Source organism: Lentibacillus daqui, from assembly GCF_027186265.1.
Taxonomy (GTDB): Bacteria; Bacillota; Bacilli; order Bacillales; family Amphibacillaceae; genus Lentibacillus_C; species Lentibacillus_C daqui.
In genome coordinates this window covers 2,693,757-2,711,755 of sequence record NZ_CP114176.1, presented here as the reverse complement: position 1 = coordinate 2,711,755, position 17,999 = coordinate 2,693,757, and the positions used below count along the sequence as shown (strand labels likewise).

19 protein-coding genes are annotated in these 17,999 nt (G+C 40.7%); 14 read left to right on the top strand and 5 right to left on the bottom strand.

Annotated features, from left to right (window positions below; translation table 11 throughout):
• Positions 1-158 precede the first annotated feature (158 nt).
• From O2S85_RS13725 to O2S85_RS13700, 6 genes are all read left to right on the top strand, one after another.
• Positions 159-3,413, top strand: coding sequence for an efflux RND transporter permease subunit (locus O2S85_RS13725; protein WP_269409872.1), 3,255 nt, complete (start codon positions 159-161; stop codon positions 3,411-3,413).
• 364 nt (positions 3,414-3,777) lie between these two features.
• Positions 3,778-4,998, top strand: a complete 1,221-nt coding sequence (locus O2S85_RS13720; protein ID WP_269409871.1) for an MFS transporter — start codon at positions 3,778-3,780, stop codon at positions 4,996-4,998.
• Between the two features lie 19 nt (positions 4,999-5,017).
• Positions 5,018-5,257, top strand: a complete 240-nt coding sequence (locus O2S85_RS13715) for a hypothetical protein (RefSeq protein ID WP_269409870.1) — start codon at positions 5,018-5,020, stop codon at positions 5,255-5,257.
• A gap of 688 nt (positions 5,258-5,945) precedes the next feature.
• Entirely contained in the window at positions 5,946-6,458 is a 513-nt protein-coding gene (locus O2S85_RS13710; protein WP_269409869.1) for a hypothetical protein, read from the top strand.
• Positions 6,459-6,580: 122 nt separating this feature from the next.
• A complete protein-coding gene (locus O2S85_RS13705) occupies positions 6,581-7,111 on the top strand; it encodes an EndoU domain-containing protein (protein ID WP_269409868.1) in 531 nt (176 codons plus the stop codon).
• A gap of 12 nt (positions 7,112-7,123) precedes the next feature.
• Positions 7,124-7,498 (top strand): hypothetical protein, encoded by a 375-nt coding sequence (locus O2S85_RS13700; RefSeq protein WP_269409867.1) that lies wholly within the window; start codon positions 7,124-7,126, stop codon positions 7,496-7,498.
• A gap of 179 nt (positions 7,499-7,677) precedes the next feature.
• On the opposite strand, the gene O2S85_RS13695 is transcribed toward O2S85_RS13700, so the two are convergent.
• The gene (locus O2S85_RS13695; RefSeq protein ID WP_269409866.1) at positions 7,678-8,547 is read right to left on the bottom strand and encodes an SDR family oxidoreductase; all 870 of its coding nucleotides are present in this window, start codon (positions 8,545-8,547) and stop codon (positions 7,678-7,680) included.
• A 370-nt stretch (positions 8,548-8,917) separates the two neighbouring features.
• Between O2S85_RS13695 and O2S85_RS13690 the strand changes: the two genes are divergently transcribed.
• Together O2S85_RS13690 and O2S85_RS13685 are read left to right on the top strand one after the other, a co-directional pair.
• A complete protein-coding gene (locus tag O2S85_RS13690; protein WP_269409865.1) occupies positions 8,918-9,550 on the top strand; it encodes an MATE family efflux transporter in 633 nt (210 codons plus the stop codon).
• A gap of 310 nt (positions 9,551-9,860) precedes the next feature.
• Positions 9,861-10,784, top strand: a complete 924-nt coding sequence (locus O2S85_RS13685) for a manganese-dependent inorganic pyrophosphatase (RefSeq protein WP_269409864.1) — start codon at positions 9,861-9,863, stop codon at positions 10,782-10,784.
• Between the two features lie 49 nt (positions 10,785-10,833).
• On the opposite strand, the gene O2S85_RS13680 is transcribed toward O2S85_RS13685, so the two are convergent.
• Both O2S85_RS13680 and O2S85_RS13675 read right to left on the bottom strand, forming a co-directional pair.
• Positions 10,834-11,286 carry a DinB family protein gene (locus O2S85_RS13680; protein WP_269409863.1) on the bottom strand — a complete coding sequence of 151 codons (453 nt, stop codon included), beginning with the start codon at positions 11,284-11,286 and terminating at the stop codon, positions 10,834-10,836.
• 252 nt (positions 11,287-11,538) lie between these two features.
• Positions 11,539-11,739: a cold-shock protein gene (locus O2S85_RS13675; RefSeq protein ID WP_269409862.1), complete on the bottom strand. Its 201-nt coding sequence runs from the start codon at positions 11,737-11,739 to the stop codon at positions 11,539-11,541.
• A gap of 263 nt (positions 11,740-12,002) precedes the next feature.
• Between O2S85_RS13675 and mscL (O2S85_RS13670) the strand changes: the two genes are divergently transcribed.
• The 4 genes from mscL (O2S85_RS13670) to O2S85_RS13655 all read left to right on the top strand — a co-directional run bounded on the left by mscL (O2S85_RS13670) (position 12,003) and on the right by O2S85_RS13655 (position 14,505).
• Positions 12,003-12,377, top strand: a complete 375-nt coding sequence (gene mscL / locus O2S85_RS13670) for a large conductance mechanosensitive channel protein MscL (protein WP_269409861.1) — start codon at positions 12,003-12,005, stop codon at positions 12,375-12,377.
• Positions 12,378-12,537: 160 nt separating this feature from the next.
• The gene (gene mscL / locus O2S85_RS13665) at positions 12,538-12,993 is read left to right on the top strand and encodes a large conductance mechanosensitive channel protein MscL (RefSeq protein ID WP_269409860.1); all 456 of its coding nucleotides are present in this window, start codon (positions 12,538-12,540) and stop codon (positions 12,991-12,993) included.
• An 80-nt stretch (positions 12,994-13,073) separates the two neighbouring features.
• Positions 13,074-13,730, top strand: coding sequence for an SIMPL domain-containing protein (locus tag O2S85_RS13660; protein WP_269409859.1), 657 nt, complete (start codon positions 13,074-13,076; stop codon positions 13,728-13,730).
• A gap of 115 nt (positions 13,731-13,845) precedes the next feature.
• A complete protein-coding gene (locus O2S85_RS13655; protein WP_269409858.1) occupies positions 13,846-14,505 on the top strand; it encodes a YczE/YyaS/YitT family protein in 660 nt (219 codons plus the stop codon).
• Between the two features lie 317 nt (positions 14,506-14,822).
• On the opposite strand, the gene yidC is transcribed toward O2S85_RS13655, so the two are convergent.
• Together yidC and O2S85_RS13645 are read right to left on the bottom strand one after the other, a co-directional pair.
• The gene (gene yidC / locus O2S85_RS13650; protein WP_269409857.1) at positions 14,823-15,614 is read right to left on the bottom strand and encodes a membrane protein insertase YidC; all 792 of its coding nucleotides are present in this window, start codon (positions 15,612-15,614) and stop codon (positions 14,823-14,825) included.
• Positions 15,569-15,934, bottom strand: a complete 366-nt coding sequence (locus O2S85_RS13645; protein WP_269409856.1) for a hypothetical protein — start codon at positions 15,932-15,934, stop codon at positions 15,569-15,571. Before O2S85_RS13645 ends, yidC begins: the two co-directional genes overlap by 46 nt.
• A gap of 209 nt (positions 15,935-16,143) precedes the next feature.
• Between O2S85_RS13645 and O2S85_RS13640 the strand changes: the two genes are divergently transcribed.
• Positions 16,144-16,326, top strand: coding sequence for a hypothetical protein (locus tag O2S85_RS13640; protein WP_269409855.1), 183 nt, complete (start codon positions 16,144-16,146; stop codon positions 16,324-16,326).
• Positions 16,327-16,511: 185 nt separating this feature from the next.
• The gene (locus O2S85_RS13635) at positions 16,512-17,945 is read left to right on the top strand and encodes a sodium/proline symporter (RefSeq protein WP_269409854.1); all 1,434 of its coding nucleotides are present in this window, start codon (positions 16,512-16,514) and stop codon (positions 17,943-17,945) included.
• Positions 17,946-17,999 lie beyond the last annotated feature (54 nt).

Here is a 17,999-nt window from a genome sequence, read left to right as displayed (position 1 = left end):
TACAGCTATTTGGGTTCAAATTGTTTAGTGAATTTTCCGGAAAGATAGATAGCCCGGTTTACTTTGACTGACCGGTCAGTGCTTTTAGAAAATAAGTGAATGCATAGCGAAAACAAGGCTTATGCAGATAGAAACGTAACATATGGGGAGTGTAGAATTTGAAGCGTATCATTAACTTTGCCCTGAACAACAAGTTTGCTATATGGATTCTCACAATTTTAGTCGTTGTGACAGGGCTTTACTCCGGCATGAATATGAAGCAGGAAACGATGCCGGATATTACGTTGCCAAACATATCGGTTATGACGACTTATCCGGGTGCAGCACCTGATGAAGTGGCTGAAAAAGTATCCGAGCCGATCGAGCAGGTTGTGCAAAATTTGGAGGGCGTAGAAACGGTTAGCTCATCGTCCATGGAGAATGCGTCTTCCGTTCAGTTGGAATTTGATTTCGATACCGACATGGATGAGGCACTTAACGATGTCAGCGAGGCGGTAACGAAAGCTGATTTGCCTGATGGCGCAGAGGATCCGGATGTTTCACGAATCAGTATTAATGCTTTTCCGGTTATCGCATTAAGCATCAGTAACCCCGATCAGTCACAGGAGCAATTGACCAAAACAGTGGAAAAAGATGTCGTGTCTGGATTGCAGGGTATCGACGGGGTGTCCGATGTACAGGTGACCGGACAGCAATTGCAAAAAGTGACCATCGACTTTGACGACGATAAATTGGAAAAATACGGACTCGATGAAGATACCGTAGAACAATTAATCCAAGGATCGGATACCACTTATCCGCTGGGACTGACAAATTTTGATGATGAGGTGAAAAATCTTGTCATTGATGGTGATGTTGCTAGTGTTAAAGATTTAAAGAAATTGAAGATCCCATATACCCCTCCACAAGCGGGACAAGAGCAGGGACAAATGCAACAAGGTGCAACTGATCAAGAGCAAATGGACCAAATGCAGGGACAAATGCCGGATAGTGATGCAATGCAACAAGGCGATGCTCCGGATGCAGCACAGCAAGGTCAAGCGACTGGAGAAGATGCGGCACAGCAAGGTCAGATGCCAAATACGGATCAAGCCGGTCAAGCGGAAGTGGAACCGGAAATTCCGACAGTTACATTGGATAAACTGGCTGACATCAAAATTGTAAACGAATCAGAATCGATTTCCAGAACAAATGGCGAAGATTCAATCGGTGTCCAAGTTGTCAAGGGAGCCGATGCGAATACAGTCGATGTCGTGAATGCAGTAAAGGACAAGATGGACAAATTTGAAGACGACTTGGGAATCACCTCTGTATCCACTTTTGACCAGGGTGAGCCAATTGAAGAGTCGGTCAGCACGATGATGAATAAGGCATTGTTCGGTATCCTTTTTGCTGTTGTCATCATTTTGCTGTTCTTAAGAAGTTTTAAAACGACGCTGATTTCAATCGTGTCGATTCCGTTATCACTATTGATTGCAATTTTCGTGCTTCATTATATGGACATCACCCTAAATATCATGACGCTCGGCGCGTTGACCGTCGCAATTGGGCGTGTCATCGATGATTCGATCGTTGTCATGGAAAATATCTATAGGCGCATGTCCTTACCGGATGAGAAACTGCATGGCAAAGAATTGGTCAGGGAAGCAACGCGGCAAATGTTCATCCCAATTCTTTCTTCGACCATTGTAACGATTGCTGTGTTCTTGCCGATGGGCTTGGTGCACGGGCAAGTGGGCGAATTGTTCATGCCGTTTGCGCTCGCTGTTGTATTTGCACTGGCTGCTTCATTGCTTGTGGCAATTACAGTCGTTCCCATGCTGGCCCATTCATTGTTTAAAAAACAATTAATCAATGGTACAGTAAGACAACAAAAAGAAAAGAAACCGAGCAAACTGGCTCATTTCTACAAGCGTATTTTAGAATCGGCGTTAAACCATAAAGTGATCACATTTGGCGGTGCGGTTGTCGTACTTGTGTTGAGTTTGTTCTTGCTGCCTCTTATTGGCGTCAATTTTTTGGCTGATGAAGAAGAAAAAATGGTTATGGCAACCTATACACCAGAACCCGGTGAAACGCATGAAGAGGCTAAAGATATTGCCGCTGATGCAGAAGATTTAATTAGCAAACGCGATGGTATTACCAAGTATCAATATTCACTGGGCGGGGATAGTCCGTTGTCGATGATGGGTATGGGTGGTGGAGATAATGCCGCACTATTTTTCATCGAGTATGACAAGGATTATGAAAATTTTGGTGAGGAAAGCAGCAAGATCATCAAGGATTTGAACAAACAAACGGATGTCGGTGAATGGAAGAGTATGGACTTTTCCGACATGGGCAGTGGAATGGAACTGTATGTCTACGGTGACAACCTTGAGGACATTCAAACAGGTGCCGATGAGGTGGAGTCCATCATGAAAGATAACAAGGATTTAGAAAAAGTGGATTCCAGTATTTCCGAGGCTTATGATCAATATACGCTTGTCGCCAATCAGGATAAATTGAGCAAATATGGGTTGACTGCAGCGCAAATCGGTATGAGTCTAAGCGATACAAGCGAAAATTCACCGATTACCACCGTGAAACATGATGGGGAAGATGTAGATGTCTATGTTGAAGTGGAGAAAAAAGATTACAAGAATATCAAGGATTTAACCGACGTTGATATCCAGACACCACTGGGAACCACCATAAAAGTTGGTGATGTAATGGATGTCAAGGAAGGAAAATCTCCGGACACCATCCAGCGTCGGGATAACAAAATGGTTGCCTCCGTTTCGGCGGACATTACAACCGATGATGCAGGAACAGTATCCAATCAAGTACAGGAGAAAATTGACAAACTTGACCTGCCAAGCGGTGTTACCGTAGATTTCGGCGGCGTAACAGAACAAATCAATGAATCCTTCTCGCAACTGGGGTTAGCGATGCTTGCGGCAATTGCGATTGTATACTTTGTGCTTGTGGTAACTTTCCATGGCGCACTGGCACCATTTGCTATTCTGTTCTCACTGCCATTTACGGTTATCGGTAGTCTGGTCGCCTTGTGGGTCGCGGATGAGCCATTGAGCGTATCAGCGATGATTGGTGCACTGATGTTGATCGGTATTGTCGTAACGAATGCAATTGTGTTGGTTGACCGTGTCATCCATCAAGAAAAAGAAGGACTCACTACACGGGAAGCATTGCTGGAAGCGGGCTCCACAAGGCTGCGTCCAATCTTGATGACAGCACTGGCAACGATCGGTGCATTGATTCCGTTGGCGATTGGTGTAGAAGGTGGCGGTCTGATTTCCAAAGGGCTGGGCATCACCGTTATTGGCGGTTTAATAAGTTCAACGCTACTAACACTTGTCATTGTACCAATTGTATATGAAATACTTGCCAAGTTTATGAAAAAGGAAAGGTAAAGAGGGAGGCGGCTGGTTATGTGACCGGCTGCCTTTTGCAATGGTGGCCGAGTTTGCAACTGTTGTTACCGAATATAGTGCGTGATATGCAATTTGCGAACTAGTGCCGAAGTGTTTTGAAATGATCGTGGGATCTTGTAATTTTCCATTTAAAATGCTATTATAATAAAAAGTTTATTCCTTTTAATATGATCCAGAGAGGTCAAAAAGGGTAGTGCGTACGTATTGTGTTGTGGATTAACACTTCATGCCCTTTTGTCCTTAATTGGACAAAAGGGCATTTATTTTGGCCCGATATTAAAATGGAATACTTTAAATCTCTTTTAAACATAGTCCTGAGAGACTTGAAAGGAGCAATAAATTCATGAAATATCGTAATAAAACAGTAGTAGCTTCTGTAACTGGATTGACACTTGAGGGTATGGACATCATGTTTATTTCATTTGCCATGTCCTTGATTGTCGCAGATTTTCATATTGATTTGGCGACAGGAGGATTTATTTCATCCATTACCAATATTGGGATGCTTGCTGGTGGAATGATTTTTGGAGTTTTAGCGGATCGATTTGGCAGGGTGAAGGTTTTTACGTATACGATTTTCCTGTTCGCCATTGGCACCGCATTAACAGGTCTGGCCACAAATATAGAGCAAGTTTATCTATTTCGCTTTATCGCAGGTGTAGGTGCAGGAGGAGAGTATGGCATCGGGATGGCGCTCGTGGCGGAAGCATGGCCGAAAAATAAGCAAGGGCGCGCATCTTCTTATGTCAGTGTCGGAGCCCAGTTTGGCGTGATTATTGCTGCAGTATTGAGTGCTGTCCTTTTACCGCTGTTTGGATGGAGAGGGTTATTCTTTGTTGGTGTAATCCCAGTTATATTTGCCTTTTTTGTTAGAAGAAATTTAAAAGAATCACCAGAGTGGTTGGCGGCACGTAAGCAAAAGCCTTCTATTCAAAACCGGGGGAAATTGTTGCAGTTAGTGAATAGACCCCGAACTGCTTTTACAACGATTGGCTTGGTCATTATGGCAACCGTGCAAATTGCCGGTTACAATGGTTTGATGATTTGGCTGCCATCGATGCTGCAACAGTCACAGGGGTTGTCTGTGTCCAGTTCCGCACTTTGGACGATAAGTACAGCCGTGGGGATGATTGCCGGAATGCTGACTTTCGGTAAATTTATTGATAAGTTTGGGCTAAAGGTATCCTATGGAATCTTTTTGATCGCTTCGGCGGCTGCAGTATTCTTGTATGCTTATGCAACAGGCAGTACGGCAGTGCTCATCGGAGGGGCAATTGTCGGCTTTTTTTCCAACGGTATGTTTGCTGGATACGGCGCTTTAATCAGCCGTTACTATCCTGTTGAAATTCGCAGTACTGCCACAAACACTATTTTCAACTTCGGCAGAGCTGCAGGAGGCTTGTCACCGATACTTGTCGGTTTTATACTCCAGCATGCCAATATGATGGTGGCCATGAGCTATTTGGCAGGTTTGTATGGAATATCGTTCCTTGTCATGTTAAGCCTTGGTGGCATCAAGAAGAAAGAAGCATCAGGTATACAGCAAAAACGACTGGCTTCCTAGTTACATCAGGCCTAAACTTTTGAATAAGAAAATTGAATATGAATTAGAAAAATACTTCAAACAGAATGCGCTGAGCAAAGGTGTAATGTTTGAAGTGTTTTTATGTACATTAAATAATGCACCACTAAGAGAAAAAACGGTACAGATCGCTGTGGAACGCCTTCATGAAGAACAGATAAAAATGCAGCGTGTCATTCGATCAGCTGACGAAAGAGTTGAAACAAATTCGTTGAAGATTACCGGAAAATCGATTATTTGATTGCAAAGGCGAATGCTGATTAATCCATCCAGTGGAAAGACGGCTGTTTATCTATTGCTGGATGAAAAAACCCCTACTAAAGGAAGTTCACTTTATTTCATTGCAAGGTTATTTTTAATGTTTCAAACTTGACCAAAACCTTTATATGAAAAGACATAATGAGGCATATTAAGAATAACGCTGGTTATATGTAAATACAACAAGCAAAGAGTTGATGCGAAGTGTTTCTTTTCCTCCTTAATTTGATGATCATTTTTTTAATCGCTTTTTCCATTGCAAAGAAGAGGCTAAACCTGCCGAGCAACTTATTTATTTTTATGATAATGGAACTTTTGATCACAAGTTATTTCGCCGTTTTGCATATAAATTTGGAAGTATGGGAAATAACCAACGACTTGAAACTGTTTATAATTTTCCGCCTCTATGAAATGATTTTCATTCCATTGTTATATGTTACATATTTCAATTTATTGGCCGCCATCAAGTTGCATTTGAATAAGGGTATGTTCACAATCATTTATATAGCCGTTTTATATGGCGTTGAAATCCTGCTGGTTGAAGGGAAGGTGATACGCTATAATGAGTGGCATTTTTGGCAATCACTTCTTTCAATTTCCCTTGTCCTGTTCATTTCGTATCTATCGTACTTAAGTTTTAACCATGTTTTACGTAAGGAGGGGATGGGGAAATGAAGCCCTTACAACTACCCCAAGCATTTGACGAGAATGAGTGGTTTGTTATCATTGCCATAATCATTGCTTATTCTGTTATATTTTGGCTTCCCAAAAGGTTTCCTTTAAGCCTAACCATTCTTCTTTTACTTTTTGGCTCCACAGTTGCCAGAATTTATGACCATTTATTATCATCACCTGATTTGCATTTATACCACATCATGGATACATCACATTATGAACTGTTTGACGTGATTGCCTACCTATTATATGGACCGTTTTCCTATATTTATATCTATCTTTATGAAAGGTTAAATATACAAGGTTTTTGGATATTGGTTTATATTGTCACATTTTCACTTTTTGGAACGATGTTTGAAGGATTAACGGTGTTGTTTGATGTTTTTAACTACCACGGATGGGAATTGACCTATTCGTTCACTGTTTATTTAATGGTGCAATCAACGTTTATTTTGATTTTTTACCGTCCGATTAAACGTTTTTATCGTTTACAAAGTACTACCAAGTAACGTTAAGTTGACCATGAAGACAACTTAAACAGGAAAAAGTAGATACTCCCAATAGACGAACGGCGGCCAGCATGGTACGATATGGTCTTGAAAATGACTATATATAAGTAGGACGTGAGAAAATGCTTAACCGCTTAAAAACCATCGTCATTCTTGTTATAAGCCTTTGCTTTTTGACTGCTTGTGGAATACAGGAGATATGGGGTGACAATAGTTCTGCAGATCATACGAATGTTACCATCACATCTATTTCTGATTTACAGGATACCGATAATTTCCGAAATGGCGCATTGGAACATATATTTGAAGGTGAGCTTAATAGTAGAGGCAATGCGGTTGGATTTCATTATGATGGCTTACCAACGAAAAAGGGTGAAGTCATTCCAGGTACGGAAACGAAACCAAATGAAGATGGCGTCTATGAAGCAAAGATTAAGGTGAACGGAACCACCAAAAAATCCAATGGCGGGAAGTCTACTTTATTTCCTAAAGATTGGAATTCCCAACAGGTAGTGGATGCAATTAATGAAGCGTACGATGCGAAAACGTTTATATCCGGAAATACATATGAAGGATTAACAGCAGATGGCATGGTGATTCGCATGTATCTGGATCAAAATGAAAAAATTATCTCCGCGTTTCCGGTATATTAAGGAGTTTTGTTGATGTATCACATAGAAGAAATCACTTTAAAAAATGGGCCGAAAGAAAGAAAAGATCTGGTAATACGTTTTGATGATCCGAACATGCAAATTGTTGGCGAATTTTTAATGGCGGATGCGAGCCTGTTGGATGCCGCTGTTTTGGATGAAATTGACCAGGTATTGTCAGGTGAAACTAAAGTTATTAAGTCAAGTGGCAATCGCTGCAGCCTGGTTATCAAAGCCGACAAAACATTGATCGAGGATTTGTTTGGAGACTTTGATGGTGTCGATACACTGCCATCGTATGCCATTGATACGAGGAAATTGAGAGAGTTGATTGTTATGTGGTTAAATAAATTGCAAGAATTTAAAAGTGGAAACAGATGGCGTGATTAAAATAATAAGTCAAAATTTATTTCAGCATATGCTTAAACAAGAGGCTGGGACATAAGCTGAAAACCTAATTCATTTTAGTACAAATCGTCAAAATAAAACCGCAAGAAATCAAAGCTTATAAATTTGATTTCTTGTGGTTTTTTCATTTTTATGGAGTTTTGTCCCAGCCTCTTTTCATGTTAAGATGATGTCCATGTTCCGCCATTAATATGGATTGCTTGTCCCGTCATGTACGATGATTCATCCGCTGCCAGCATGACATAGGGCCAGGCATGCTCCGAGGGCTGACCTGGCCGCCCCATTAAGCTGTCCTGACCAAATTTCTCCACTTGGTTTTCATCAAAGGACGATGGAATAAGTGGCGTCCATACTGGTCCAGGGGCTACCGCATTGGCGCGAATTCCCTTTTTGGCCAGACTTTGTGCAATGCTGCGGATGAACGCGGTGATGGCTCCTTTAGTCGCGGAATAATCGATTAAAGTTGGATTTCCCCGGTAGGCATTGATCGACGATGTGCTAATAATCGCATCGCCAGCTTGCATATAGCGAATTGCGGCCTTTGTTGTATAGAATTGTGAAAAGAAGTTGACACGAAATACTTCCTCCAATTGCTCTGACGTGATATCAAGCAAGTCGTTCTGTACATATTGTATGGCAGCATTATTTACTAAAATATTTATCTTGCCAAAGGCTTGTACCGTTTTTTTAACGAGGTCTTCGCAATGAGATTCATTTTTAATATCTCCTGGGAGTAAAATGCATCGTACCCCCTCCGCTTCGACCATTTTCTTTGTTTCCTCTGCATCCTCATGTTCATCCAAATAAGCAATAGCCACATTCGCGCCTTCTTTAGCGTACATGATGGAAACGGCGCGTCCGATTCCGCTATCACCACCCGTTATTAATGCACTCTTCCCCTGTAATTTTCCCGTACCTTTATATTCTGTCGGTTGCGCAGGCAGTGGGTTCATTATCGCTTCGATACCAGGTTGTTTTTGCTGTGTTTGCCGAGGGGTACTGCCCTTTTGCATATTTTTTGGATCGTTCATTGATGATTACCTCCTTGCTTTTTTACATGTAGTATAACCATTACCTTTTTAAAGCATGAAAAAACATACAGTTGATTAGTATAAGAATCAAGCAACATTCATGATAGGACGCTATTCAGCCAAAGTTTTTTGTACTTTTGGTTTGTATGGTCAAACTAAACCTTTGTATACGAAAGGGCTTAGTTTTTCTAAGCTCTTTCGTATTTTTAAGTGTAAATTTCATGTAAAATGTATGTATTGGTAAATACTACATATGGATTGGTTTTCTTTTAGGGAAAAAAGCCTGTGTACATTGGATAAAACTGCAGGATAGAATGAAGAATAGCGTACTTATTCGTTGTTGAATGATTGTCATAAGGAGGAAGTAAAGATGCGGGAAAATATCGTTGCCAAGATTTTACTGATTATCGGGGTGGCAATTATGGTCATTGGTCTAATTACAGGGATTGGAATGGGGTATGGGCATTATCATTCTTATTTCGGCTTTGAGAGCGGCATTGTCTGGTCTATTTTCTTTTCTTACCTTTTTGCTGGATTTATGATAGGAATGTTATTTATTGGCCTTTCCGAAATCATCAAATTGTTACATAGCATAAATGAAAGGATGCATTTTACCAAGCATCAAACAGCAGAACCTGATCGAAACACGACAATGGCTGACAATCAGCCCGAGGTGCCATCTGAGTCAAATGCCATTCAACCGGCGTTATCAGAATCAGTGGAACCTGTGCAATCAGATCCATCCCAGCCATCGGGAGCAACCCCTAAACAGTGGGCATTAAGTGAAACGGATCGAGAGAAAATAACGGATTTGTATTGCAATGAACAGATTTTAGACATGATCCCATCGAATATAGAAGGGTATTGTGTAGTAAAAATGATGGGAAGTGATGACCGTCAGTTTGTACGGATTGTTGATGTGTGTGGCTTTGGTGCGGAGGAAATAAATGACCCTGACTTGAAACAGCAAATTATCACTTGGTATAACAAGCGGGCATATTAGTTTGAATGATATTGTTTGATTGTCGATCGAACGAGTTGAAAAGTTGATCGAGAATGCCGAGAAGTCGATCGAGTACGCGCAAAAGTCGATCGAGAGAGTCAGAAAGTTGATCGAGCACGCGCAAAAGTTGATCGAGAGAGCCAGGAAGTCGATCGAGTACACGCAAAAGTTGATCGTACCTGAGTAAGCCGGTTGGATAGTTTACAGTAACAGGTAATGTATAAACAAGGCGAACTACTTTTCTAATTTGCCTTGTTGCTCTATAATTAATATAAATATGGTTATTGACATTGTAGTAAGGGGAGTTATCATGGGAAAAACATTAATCTTTGGACACAAAAATCCAGACACAGATACGATTACAGCAGCACTTGCATATGCACATTTGAAGAAGGAACTTGGCCATGATGTGGAACCTGTACGTTTAGGTGAGGTAAACAAGGAAACCCAATATGCACTGGACCATTTTGGTGTATCGGCACCACGTCTCATTGAATCAGTTCCAGAAAATAGTGACGTGATTTTAGTCGATCATAACGAATTTCAACAAAGTGTAGATAATATCGATGACGCACGCATTGTTGAGGTCATTGATCATCACCGGGTGGCCAATTTTCAAACGAATGAGCCGTTGTTTATTCGCTTGGAACCGGTTGGTTGTACGGCAACGATTTTAAAGAAAATGTATCAGGAAAATAATGTAACGATTACAAAGGAAATTGCCGGGTTACTTGTTTCCGCAATTATTTCCGATTCATTGTTATTAAAATCACCAACTTGTACCCAGCAAGATATTGATGCCGCCAAAGAGTTAGCGGAAATCGCTGGTGTTAATCTGGAGCAATATGGATTTGATATGCTGCAGGCCGGTGCGGATTTACGTGACAAATCAATGGCTGAGCTGATTTCTATGGATGCCAAGGAGTTTGACATGCATGGCGCAAAAGTAGAAATCGCTCAAGTGAATGCGGTTGATACGAAAGCCATTCTTGAACATCAAGCGGAACTGGAAGCAGAAATCAACAAGACCATCGAAAACAAAAATTTAGATTTGTTCCTGTTCGTGGCTACGGATATTATCAACAATGATTCCGATGCACTAGCGCTTGGAAAGGCAAAAGCCAATGTGGAAAAAGCATTTGATGTAACATTGGAAAATAATCGAGCCTTATTAAAAGGCATCGTATCACGGAAGAAACAAATCGTTACCAACTTAACAGAGACATTTAATTAAGAACAAACCCCTCATGCTTCATGCAGTGAGGGGTTTCTTGTCGGACAGCTTAATTTTCTGCTTCGACAATACGTTTCATTGCCTTTATTTGACCAAGATGCTCTGCTTCATGATGTATCGATAAATCATACAATTCACCATATGTTTTAAAATTACCAAATGGCAACGTGAAAGGAAGTTCTTGGGCTAAATAGTCATCAGACAGCTCATTGATTCGGGTCAACTGTTTTTCCAGATGATCAACAATTTCGGAAACACTCGGTACTTCTTCAGGCCAGTCAGCAGGCTTTGAACCAGGTTTGAACAACGCGTGATAGGATTCCGGAATATTACTTGATCCTTTCGGGTAGTTAAACAAGAACATTTCCGTTACCACAAGCACATGCCCAATGTGCCAATGCAGCGTGTTTCGAGATCCTGTAGGCTGTACATCGAGTACTTTTTCATCACAGTCTTTTACAAATTGCAAAAACGAATTTCTAGTGAAGTCATAGCGTGACATGGACGGTTCCTCCTCTTTTGAAGTTTTGTTTCTATTATCTACTATAGGATGGGATAGAGAGAATGTAAAATGTTGTGTTTCTTTCATCAAGTTAGTTTAAGGGGGATTACAGAAGTATGACTATGAGGTATGAAAAATCATCACGTAGGCAGGAGCGTCCATCTAAAAAATCAACTTTATATCCTCTTATTACCCGGTAGTAAATGAAAAAAGCTCTCCCATCAGGAAGAGCTTTTCTTATCAATGTTGTTATTAGTGTTTTACAACGTTAGCTGCTTGTGGTCCGCGGTTACCTTCTTCGACATCGAATGTAACAGATTGACCTTCTTCCAACGTTTTGAATCCTTCACCTTGAATTGCAGAGAAGTGTACAAATACGTCGTCTCCACCTTCAACCTCGATGAAACCGAAGCCTTTGTCCGCATTAAACCATTTTACTGTACCGTTATTCATTCTTTTTCCTCCATGTGCATCTTGCACGTTTATTACTATTCTTGCTCTTTCATATTCAAGGTGATAACGCCTTACATATTCCGAACATCAATAGTTATTCTTAGTATACCACAAAAGTTTGAAAAGATACAAGGATATTTTTAAAAATTTATTTTAACTGTGTATAATAGAGGATGTTCAAAAAATCCGGGATAGAGGAACTTAGTTGACCTTTGCCCTTTTGAACACGGGCTATATTCATGGAAGGAATGGAGGAATAAAGGATGTGGAAGGATTTTAAAGCCTTTATCGCACAAGGAAATGTCATGGAACTGGCAGTAGCTGTAGTGATAGGGGGAGCATTTGGCAAAATTGTTTCATCATTGGTCGATCAAATTATCATGCCATTGGTAGGCATTTTATTAACCGGAATTAATTTTTCAAACCTATCGTATAAAGTAGGAAATGCGGAGGTTATGTATGGCGAGTTCATTCAATCGATTATTGACTTTCTCATTATTGCTGTTTCGATCTTTTTGTTTATCCGCATGTTAAATAAACTCAAACGCAAAAAAGAGGAGGATGAGGAAGAGCCGGAAATTGATGAAAAAGCTGAATTACTGAAAGAAATACGTGATCTTTTGAAAGATGAGAAATAATTATGACAGCAAGAGACCTCCTATTTGTATTCCAATCAACAAATGGGAGGATCTTTTTACAAAATCTTGGTTGTGAATGATCTCATCGACGAAGGAAAAGTGTTAAAACCTTCTTACCCCACATATAAATAGTACAGGCATAACAAGGAGGTAACACATTTTGTGGTCGGATTTCAAAGCGTTTGCACTGAAAGGAAATGTACTGGACTTGGCGATTGCCGTTGTTATTGGCGGGGCTTTCGGCAAGATTGTTACATCTTTGGTGGAAAATATCATCATGCCGCTTGTCGGGATATTATACAATGGCGTTGATTTTACCCATTTAAAATATACAGTAGGTGATTCAGAAATATTGTACGGACAGTTTATGCAGTCGGTGTTTGATTTTGCCGTTATTTCCTGGTCCATTTTTATCGTTGTCCAGATCATTGCAAAATTGAAGTATGAGAAAGAGGAGGAAAAGGGAAAAGAGAAGGCTGCACCCAACCCGGATCAAAAAGAAGTACTTTTGACAGAAATTCGTGATCTGCTAAAAGATAAGGGAAAAAAGGAAAAAATGGTGATACATATTGGAGCCCGGAAAGATGAGAAGCAAAAACTCAGGAATGGGAAATAGAAGGTTCGCTGCCATCATCTGGTGATATATCCGCAGAATAAAGGCATATATTTTACTATAACGGAGAAAGGGGAATAGCAATGTATTATGCCAATGTATCTTCCTATCGACAGGAGCGGTCGCGGCGGATGACGGTAATTGGCAGCGCAAGTATTTCAGCAAAACCTGATGTTGTTACGATTCGGTTAGAGGTGACGACGCAAAATCGTGAACTAACACAAGCCCAACAGGAAAATGCGCAAAAGATGGATCAGGTTATACAAGCGCTGGTTCAATTGGGAATTTCAAGAGAAGCTATACAAACGGCTGCATATACAATTCAGCCACAATATGATTATGTGGATGGGAAACAGATTTTTCGGGGATATGAGGTTATACATGCACTTACCGTGAGATTGAATGCTGTCGATCAAGCAGGCACAGTCATTGATACATCGGTCCAAAATGGAGTTAATCGAGTTTCTGATATTGAATTTTCCGTTGATGATCCAAACGCATATTATCAGCGTGCATTAAGCGATGCTCTGAGGAATGCCACCGCTAAGGCTGAAACAATCGCCAAGACAATTGACGTGAATTTAGACCCTCGCCCGATCAAAATAGTTGAGGAAGGATCAAGGGATGCGATTGTCCAACAGACATTTGCCGCTACGAAAATGAATGTCTCTACATCATTGGAACCGAGCCAGCTCATATTTTCCGCAACATTAAGAACGAAATTTCAATATTTTGGATAACTGTTTTTTCCGCAATCTTAGTTCGTAATCACAATGGAAACAGTGGTGTTGAAATACACGGGAATATGACTTATGATTATCCCTAATTGTTTTGGTTAGTGAAAGAAGGGAAATCATGATCCGGGGTATTCGCTGGTCCTGTTTTGTCATCGGAGTGATCGTGTTCAGTTTAGGAATCTACATCACCATCCATGTACAGCATTTAGGTATTCATCCTTGGGACGTGTTGAATGTCGCCATGTATGAAAAACTGGGCTTTACGATTGGTACTTGGAACATTATTTGTGGTATGGCGCTGGTAGGCGTGTCGTGGATATTGGATAAAAGCTATATTAGGATCGGCACATTTCTTAACGCCTTTTTAGTTGGATCCTGTGTGGATTTCTGGCTGTGGCTGGATATCCTGCCACAGGCCCGCCATACATGGGTAGATGTACTGATTATTGTCGCGGGGATTGTGATCATGGGAGTTGGTGGTGGTATCTATAATGCGGCTTGCGTTGGGGCCGGTCCGCGAGATGGATTTATGTTGTCGATTGCCGATAAGCTGGGAGCACCAATTCGTCGGGTTCGTATGATTACAGAAACCGGCGTACTTGTACTTGGTTTGATTTTAGGTGGTCCGGTATTTATTGTCACGTTTATTTTTACCTTTGTCCAAAGCCCCATCTTTCAATTTTCCTATTTGCGCCACAAGGCATTGGTTGATCGGCTGGAACGGCGAAAACTGAAGAAACAGGCTGGATATCAACTGCTGCAAAATAGTAAATCCTGAAATCATTTCATGTAATATTATATGAATGTAAATACGTGAACTGCGGATTTCAGCTTATTTTACATTGTCAGAAAGCGGCTTGCCTCATGTAGGCGGAACCAAAAGATATCAAAGTAGAAGTGATTGATTCGATGGCATATGGTATGATACAAGGCGACAAGGTGCTTGATCAGGCCATTACACTGGTAAACTGACTATGATATAAACCATAACCATATTATTTTATGAGATTACAGTGATGGGCTACTGGATTAAGACTCATATTTATTTTTGAATATTCAAGAAAAAGCACTCCCACAATCGGAAGTGCTTTTTCATTATACCTCTGCTTCGGCTTTTTCCGTATAGAGCTTTTTGGAAATCCATGTTTGAATCACCAAAAATGAACCGGATATGGTCCAATATAATGGTAATGCAGACGGAAAATTAAACGAGACGATAAATATCATAACCGGTGAGATAAAGCTGAATAATGCCATTTGTTTCCGCTGTTTTTCATCCATGCCGATTTGTGACACACGTGCCTGAATCAGATAGACAGCTGCAGCGATAAAGGGCAGAACGAAATCGGTTTGCCCCAGGTTGAACCAGAGAAATGTGTGGGTAGCAATTTCTGGTGTCCGGCGAATCGCATAATAGAATGCAATCAGAATCGGAAATTGAATAATCATGGGCAAGCATCCGAGAGACGACAACGGATTCATTTGATGCTTTTGATATAGTTGCATCATTTCCTGTTGCATTTGCATCTGGGAATCCCGATCTTTTTTATCTTTATATTTCTTCTGAATCTCATCCATTTCCGGCTTCATGACTTTCATTTTGGCCTGCATTTTCGTACTGTTTTTCATTTGCCTCAACATGAACGGCATGAGGCAAAGGCGGATAACGATGGTTAAAATAATGATCGATAACCCATAACTGCCGCCCAAGACAGAAGCCAGTCCTTTCAGCAGTACGGAAAACGGATAAATAAAATAATGATTAAAAAAACCAGTAGAATCAGCACTAATTGGCTCATTTAGTTGGCACCCGGTTAAGACGATCAATAACAGAATACCGATCAGGCTATATTTTCCAAGAGTTGTGAATACAGATTTGCGTTCCATTTTTGTCCTCCTCGATGATAGTCGTTTAGAACTTTCAATGAGCAGGAATGGCTATCTGAATCATCATCGGGTGCTTCGATACGTTTCATTTTGGCGGCAATCCAGTGATGAATTTCCGTATTGGCCCCAAGTTCTTCCTGTGCAGGGAGCAAACGAAATCGGGTGGCATGCCATTGTCTGGTGAAAATTTGATTTTGCTGAATGGTGTTCCCCATTGTAAATGACATCCCGCGATATGCGCAGATGATGGTTAAAATGATACTCAGATATACATAAAATGGTGATACATCACTTGTTAGTTGATTGAGCAATTCTAGCATCTGTATTCACCTCCTATCTATAATTTCATAACAACTCATTTTCGGTTGTCCTCTATAACTATAAGGCAAAACGTATATAAATGAAACCACTTAGACGCATTTTTCATTATTCGTTATAGAATATGTGAACTTCGCGGAAAAATTGTTGTCTACAGGTTTTGACGATAGTATGAATGGAATATGAGTAATAATTTTTTTAGGTGATGCCGATGAAAAAAACAGCATTCCTATTAATGGGTATTGGTGTTATATGTATCGTGTATTCCGGATGGACGTATTTTTCCGCAACCCAATCGGTTCATGAATATACACCTTCACATCCTGCAAATGTGCAACATACACCGAAACCCGATACTATTAACAAGGTACATAGTGTTAAAGGAGCAGGATAACCCCTGCTTCTTTTTTACGTTTAGTATGCGGGGAAAGTTTTTATATCGTTTGTTCTGATTTTTTGCTCCGACACATAGATTTTTAGAAAAGAACTATATTTTCTTTGGCACAAGGGAGGGAACATGTAATCTTTCTTGTTCGTCTGTTTCAGGGACATCATGATTAACAGGAGGGTGAACGTGCAATGAATACCATCATTATCGCTGAATTTATCCTGTATTTTATTGTGATTATAGCGATTGGTTACGCTACGAGCCGAACAAAAATGAGTCATGCTGTGTTTCTTTTAGGCGGAAAAAAACTGCCTGGCTGGGCTTTGGCATTTTCGGAACGGGCTACCGGGGAATCAGCATGGTTGTTACTCGGGTTTACCGGATTTGTTTTTACCACCGGACTTGCAGGAATATGGGTAGCAGTTGGGATTGCTTTGGGGATAATTTTCTCCTGGCTTGTCTTGGCGCAAAAATTTCGTAAAGAGGCGGATAATTATCAGGTGTTAACCCTGCCAGATTATTTAGCTGTCCGTTTTCGGGAAAAAGCCAATTTGATCCGCTGGATTGCCAGTATTTTAATTGCTTGCTTTTTCATGTTTTATTTGGGAGCACAACTAGCAGGGGCAGGAAAATTATTTTTAACGACATTCGACATAAACGAGACGGTTGGTATCATTCTGGCCACAGTTGTTGTATTGGCAACGGCGTTTTTTGGTGGTTTTTTGTCTGTTGTCTGGACAGATATGGTTCAAAGTATCATGATGCTGGCTACACTTTGTGTGTTACCCGTTATTGCACTGATCTATATTGGTACACATGACCTGTCGATTAGCCAATCATTGGTGGAAGCAGGTGATTCATTTGATTCCTGGTTTGGTGGTGCGACAGGATTTGCGCTTGGGGTATTATTCTTCAACAACTTTTCCTGGTTTTTTGGTTATTTGGGTGGGCAGCCCCAGTTAAGTACACGATTCATGGCATTAAAAAATGATAAAGAAGCAAAACAAGGGATTTCCGTTGCCATTATTTGGACCGTGATGGCTTATACGGGGGCCTTTCTAATTGGGTTAGCAGCGATTGCATTGTATCAACAAGGGTCATTTGCCGATGTAGAAACCATTTTGCCATTTATGATCCTGGATTTATTACCACCTTGGATCGCCGGGTTATTACTGGCCGGGATTCTGGCCGCAATTATTACGACAGCTAATTCCCAGTTAATGGTTGTTACCAGTTCCGTTAGTGAGGATATTATCCACCGGACGCTTGGGTTGAATTTGACTGATAAACAGCTTGTAACCCTATCAAGAGTAATAGTTATCGTTTCCGGTGTGATTGGCATGATCATTGCCCTGACATCTGATTCACTACTCTATCTGGTCGTCAGTTGGGCCTGGGCAGGCATTGGTTGTACTCTATCACCAGCAATATTGATGACCTTTTTCTGGAAGCGATATTCAGGTGTTGGCGTGGTTGCAACAATTATTTCTGGATTTGTATTCACTGTTCTGTGGATTAGTACACCATTGGATGAAATAATCACATCTAGATTTTCCACCTTTTTTATCGCAGCCATTTTTGGGATTGTGTTCAGCCTATTGTTTCCGGATCGAAAAAAAGTGTGAGTGGATAAGAAATATCAACCTACGAAACCTGGAGGAAACCAACCGATCACTGGT

What these genes read in the sequence shown, in the direction of transcription:
- O2S85_RS13720 (WP_269409871.1), top strand. Translation starts at nt 3,778, where the DNA reads ATGAAATATCGTAATAAAACAGTAGTAGCTTCTGTAACTGGATTGACA.
- O2S85_RS13710 (WP_269409869.1), top strand. Translation starts at nt 5,946, where the DNA reads ATGAAGCCCTTACAACTACCCCAAGCATTTGACGAGAATGAGTGGTTT.
- O2S85_RS13705 (WP_269409868.1), top strand. Translation starts at nt 6,581, where the DNA reads ATGCTTAACCGCTTAAAAACCATCGTCATTCTTGTTATAAGCCTTTGC.
- O2S85_RS13700 (WP_269409867.1), top strand. Translation starts at nt 7,124, where the DNA reads ATGTATCACATAGAAGAAATCACTTTAAAAAATGGGCCGAAAGAAAGA.
- O2S85_RS13695 (WP_269409866.1), bottom strand. Translation starts at nt 8,547, where the DNA reads ATGAACGATCCAAAAAATATGCAAAAGGGCAGTACCCCTCGGCAAACA.
- O2S85_RS13690 (WP_269409865.1), top strand. Translation starts at nt 8,918, where the DNA reads ATGCGGGAAAATATCGTTGCCAAGATTTTACTGATTATCGGGGTGGCA.
- O2S85_RS13685 (WP_269409864.1), top strand. Translation starts at nt 9,861, where the DNA reads ATGGGAAAAACATTAATCTTTGGACACAAAAATCCAGACACAGATACG.
- O2S85_RS13680 (WP_269409863.1), bottom strand. Translation starts at nt 11,286, where the DNA reads ATGTCACGCTATGACTTCACTAGAAATTCGTTTTTGCAATTTGTAAAA.
- O2S85_RS13675 (WP_269409862.1), bottom strand. Translation starts at nt 11,739, where the DNA reads ATGAATAACGGTACAGTAAAATGGTTTAATGCGGACAAAGGCTTCGGT.
- mscL (WP_269409861.1), top strand. Translation starts at nt 12,003, where the DNA reads ATGTGGAAGGATTTTAAAGCCTTTATCGCACAAGGAAATGTCATGGAA.
- O2S85_RS13660 (WP_269409859.1), top strand. Translation starts at nt 13,074, where the DNA reads ATGTATTATGCCAATGTATCTTCCTATCGACAGGAGCGGTCGCGGCGG.
- O2S85_RS13655 (WP_269409858.1), top strand. Translation starts at nt 13,846, where the DNA reads ATGATCCGGGGTATTCGCTGGTCCTGTTTTGTCATCGGAGTGATCGTG.
- yidC (WP_269409857.1), bottom strand. Translation starts at nt 15,614, where the DNA reads ATGGAACGCAAATCTGTATTCACAACTCTTGGAAAATATAGCCTGATC.
- O2S85_RS13645 (WP_269409856.1), bottom strand. Translation starts at nt 15,934, where the DNA reads ATGCTAGAATTGCTCAATCAACTAACAAGTGATGTATCACCATTTTAT.
- O2S85_RS13640 (WP_269409855.1), top strand. Translation starts at nt 16,144, where the DNA reads ATGAAAAAAACAGCATTCCTATTAATGGGTATTGGTGTTATATGTATC.
- O2S85_RS13635 (WP_269409854.1), top strand. Translation starts at nt 16,512, where the DNA reads ATGAATACCATCATTATCGCTGAATTTATCCTGTATTTTATTGTGATT.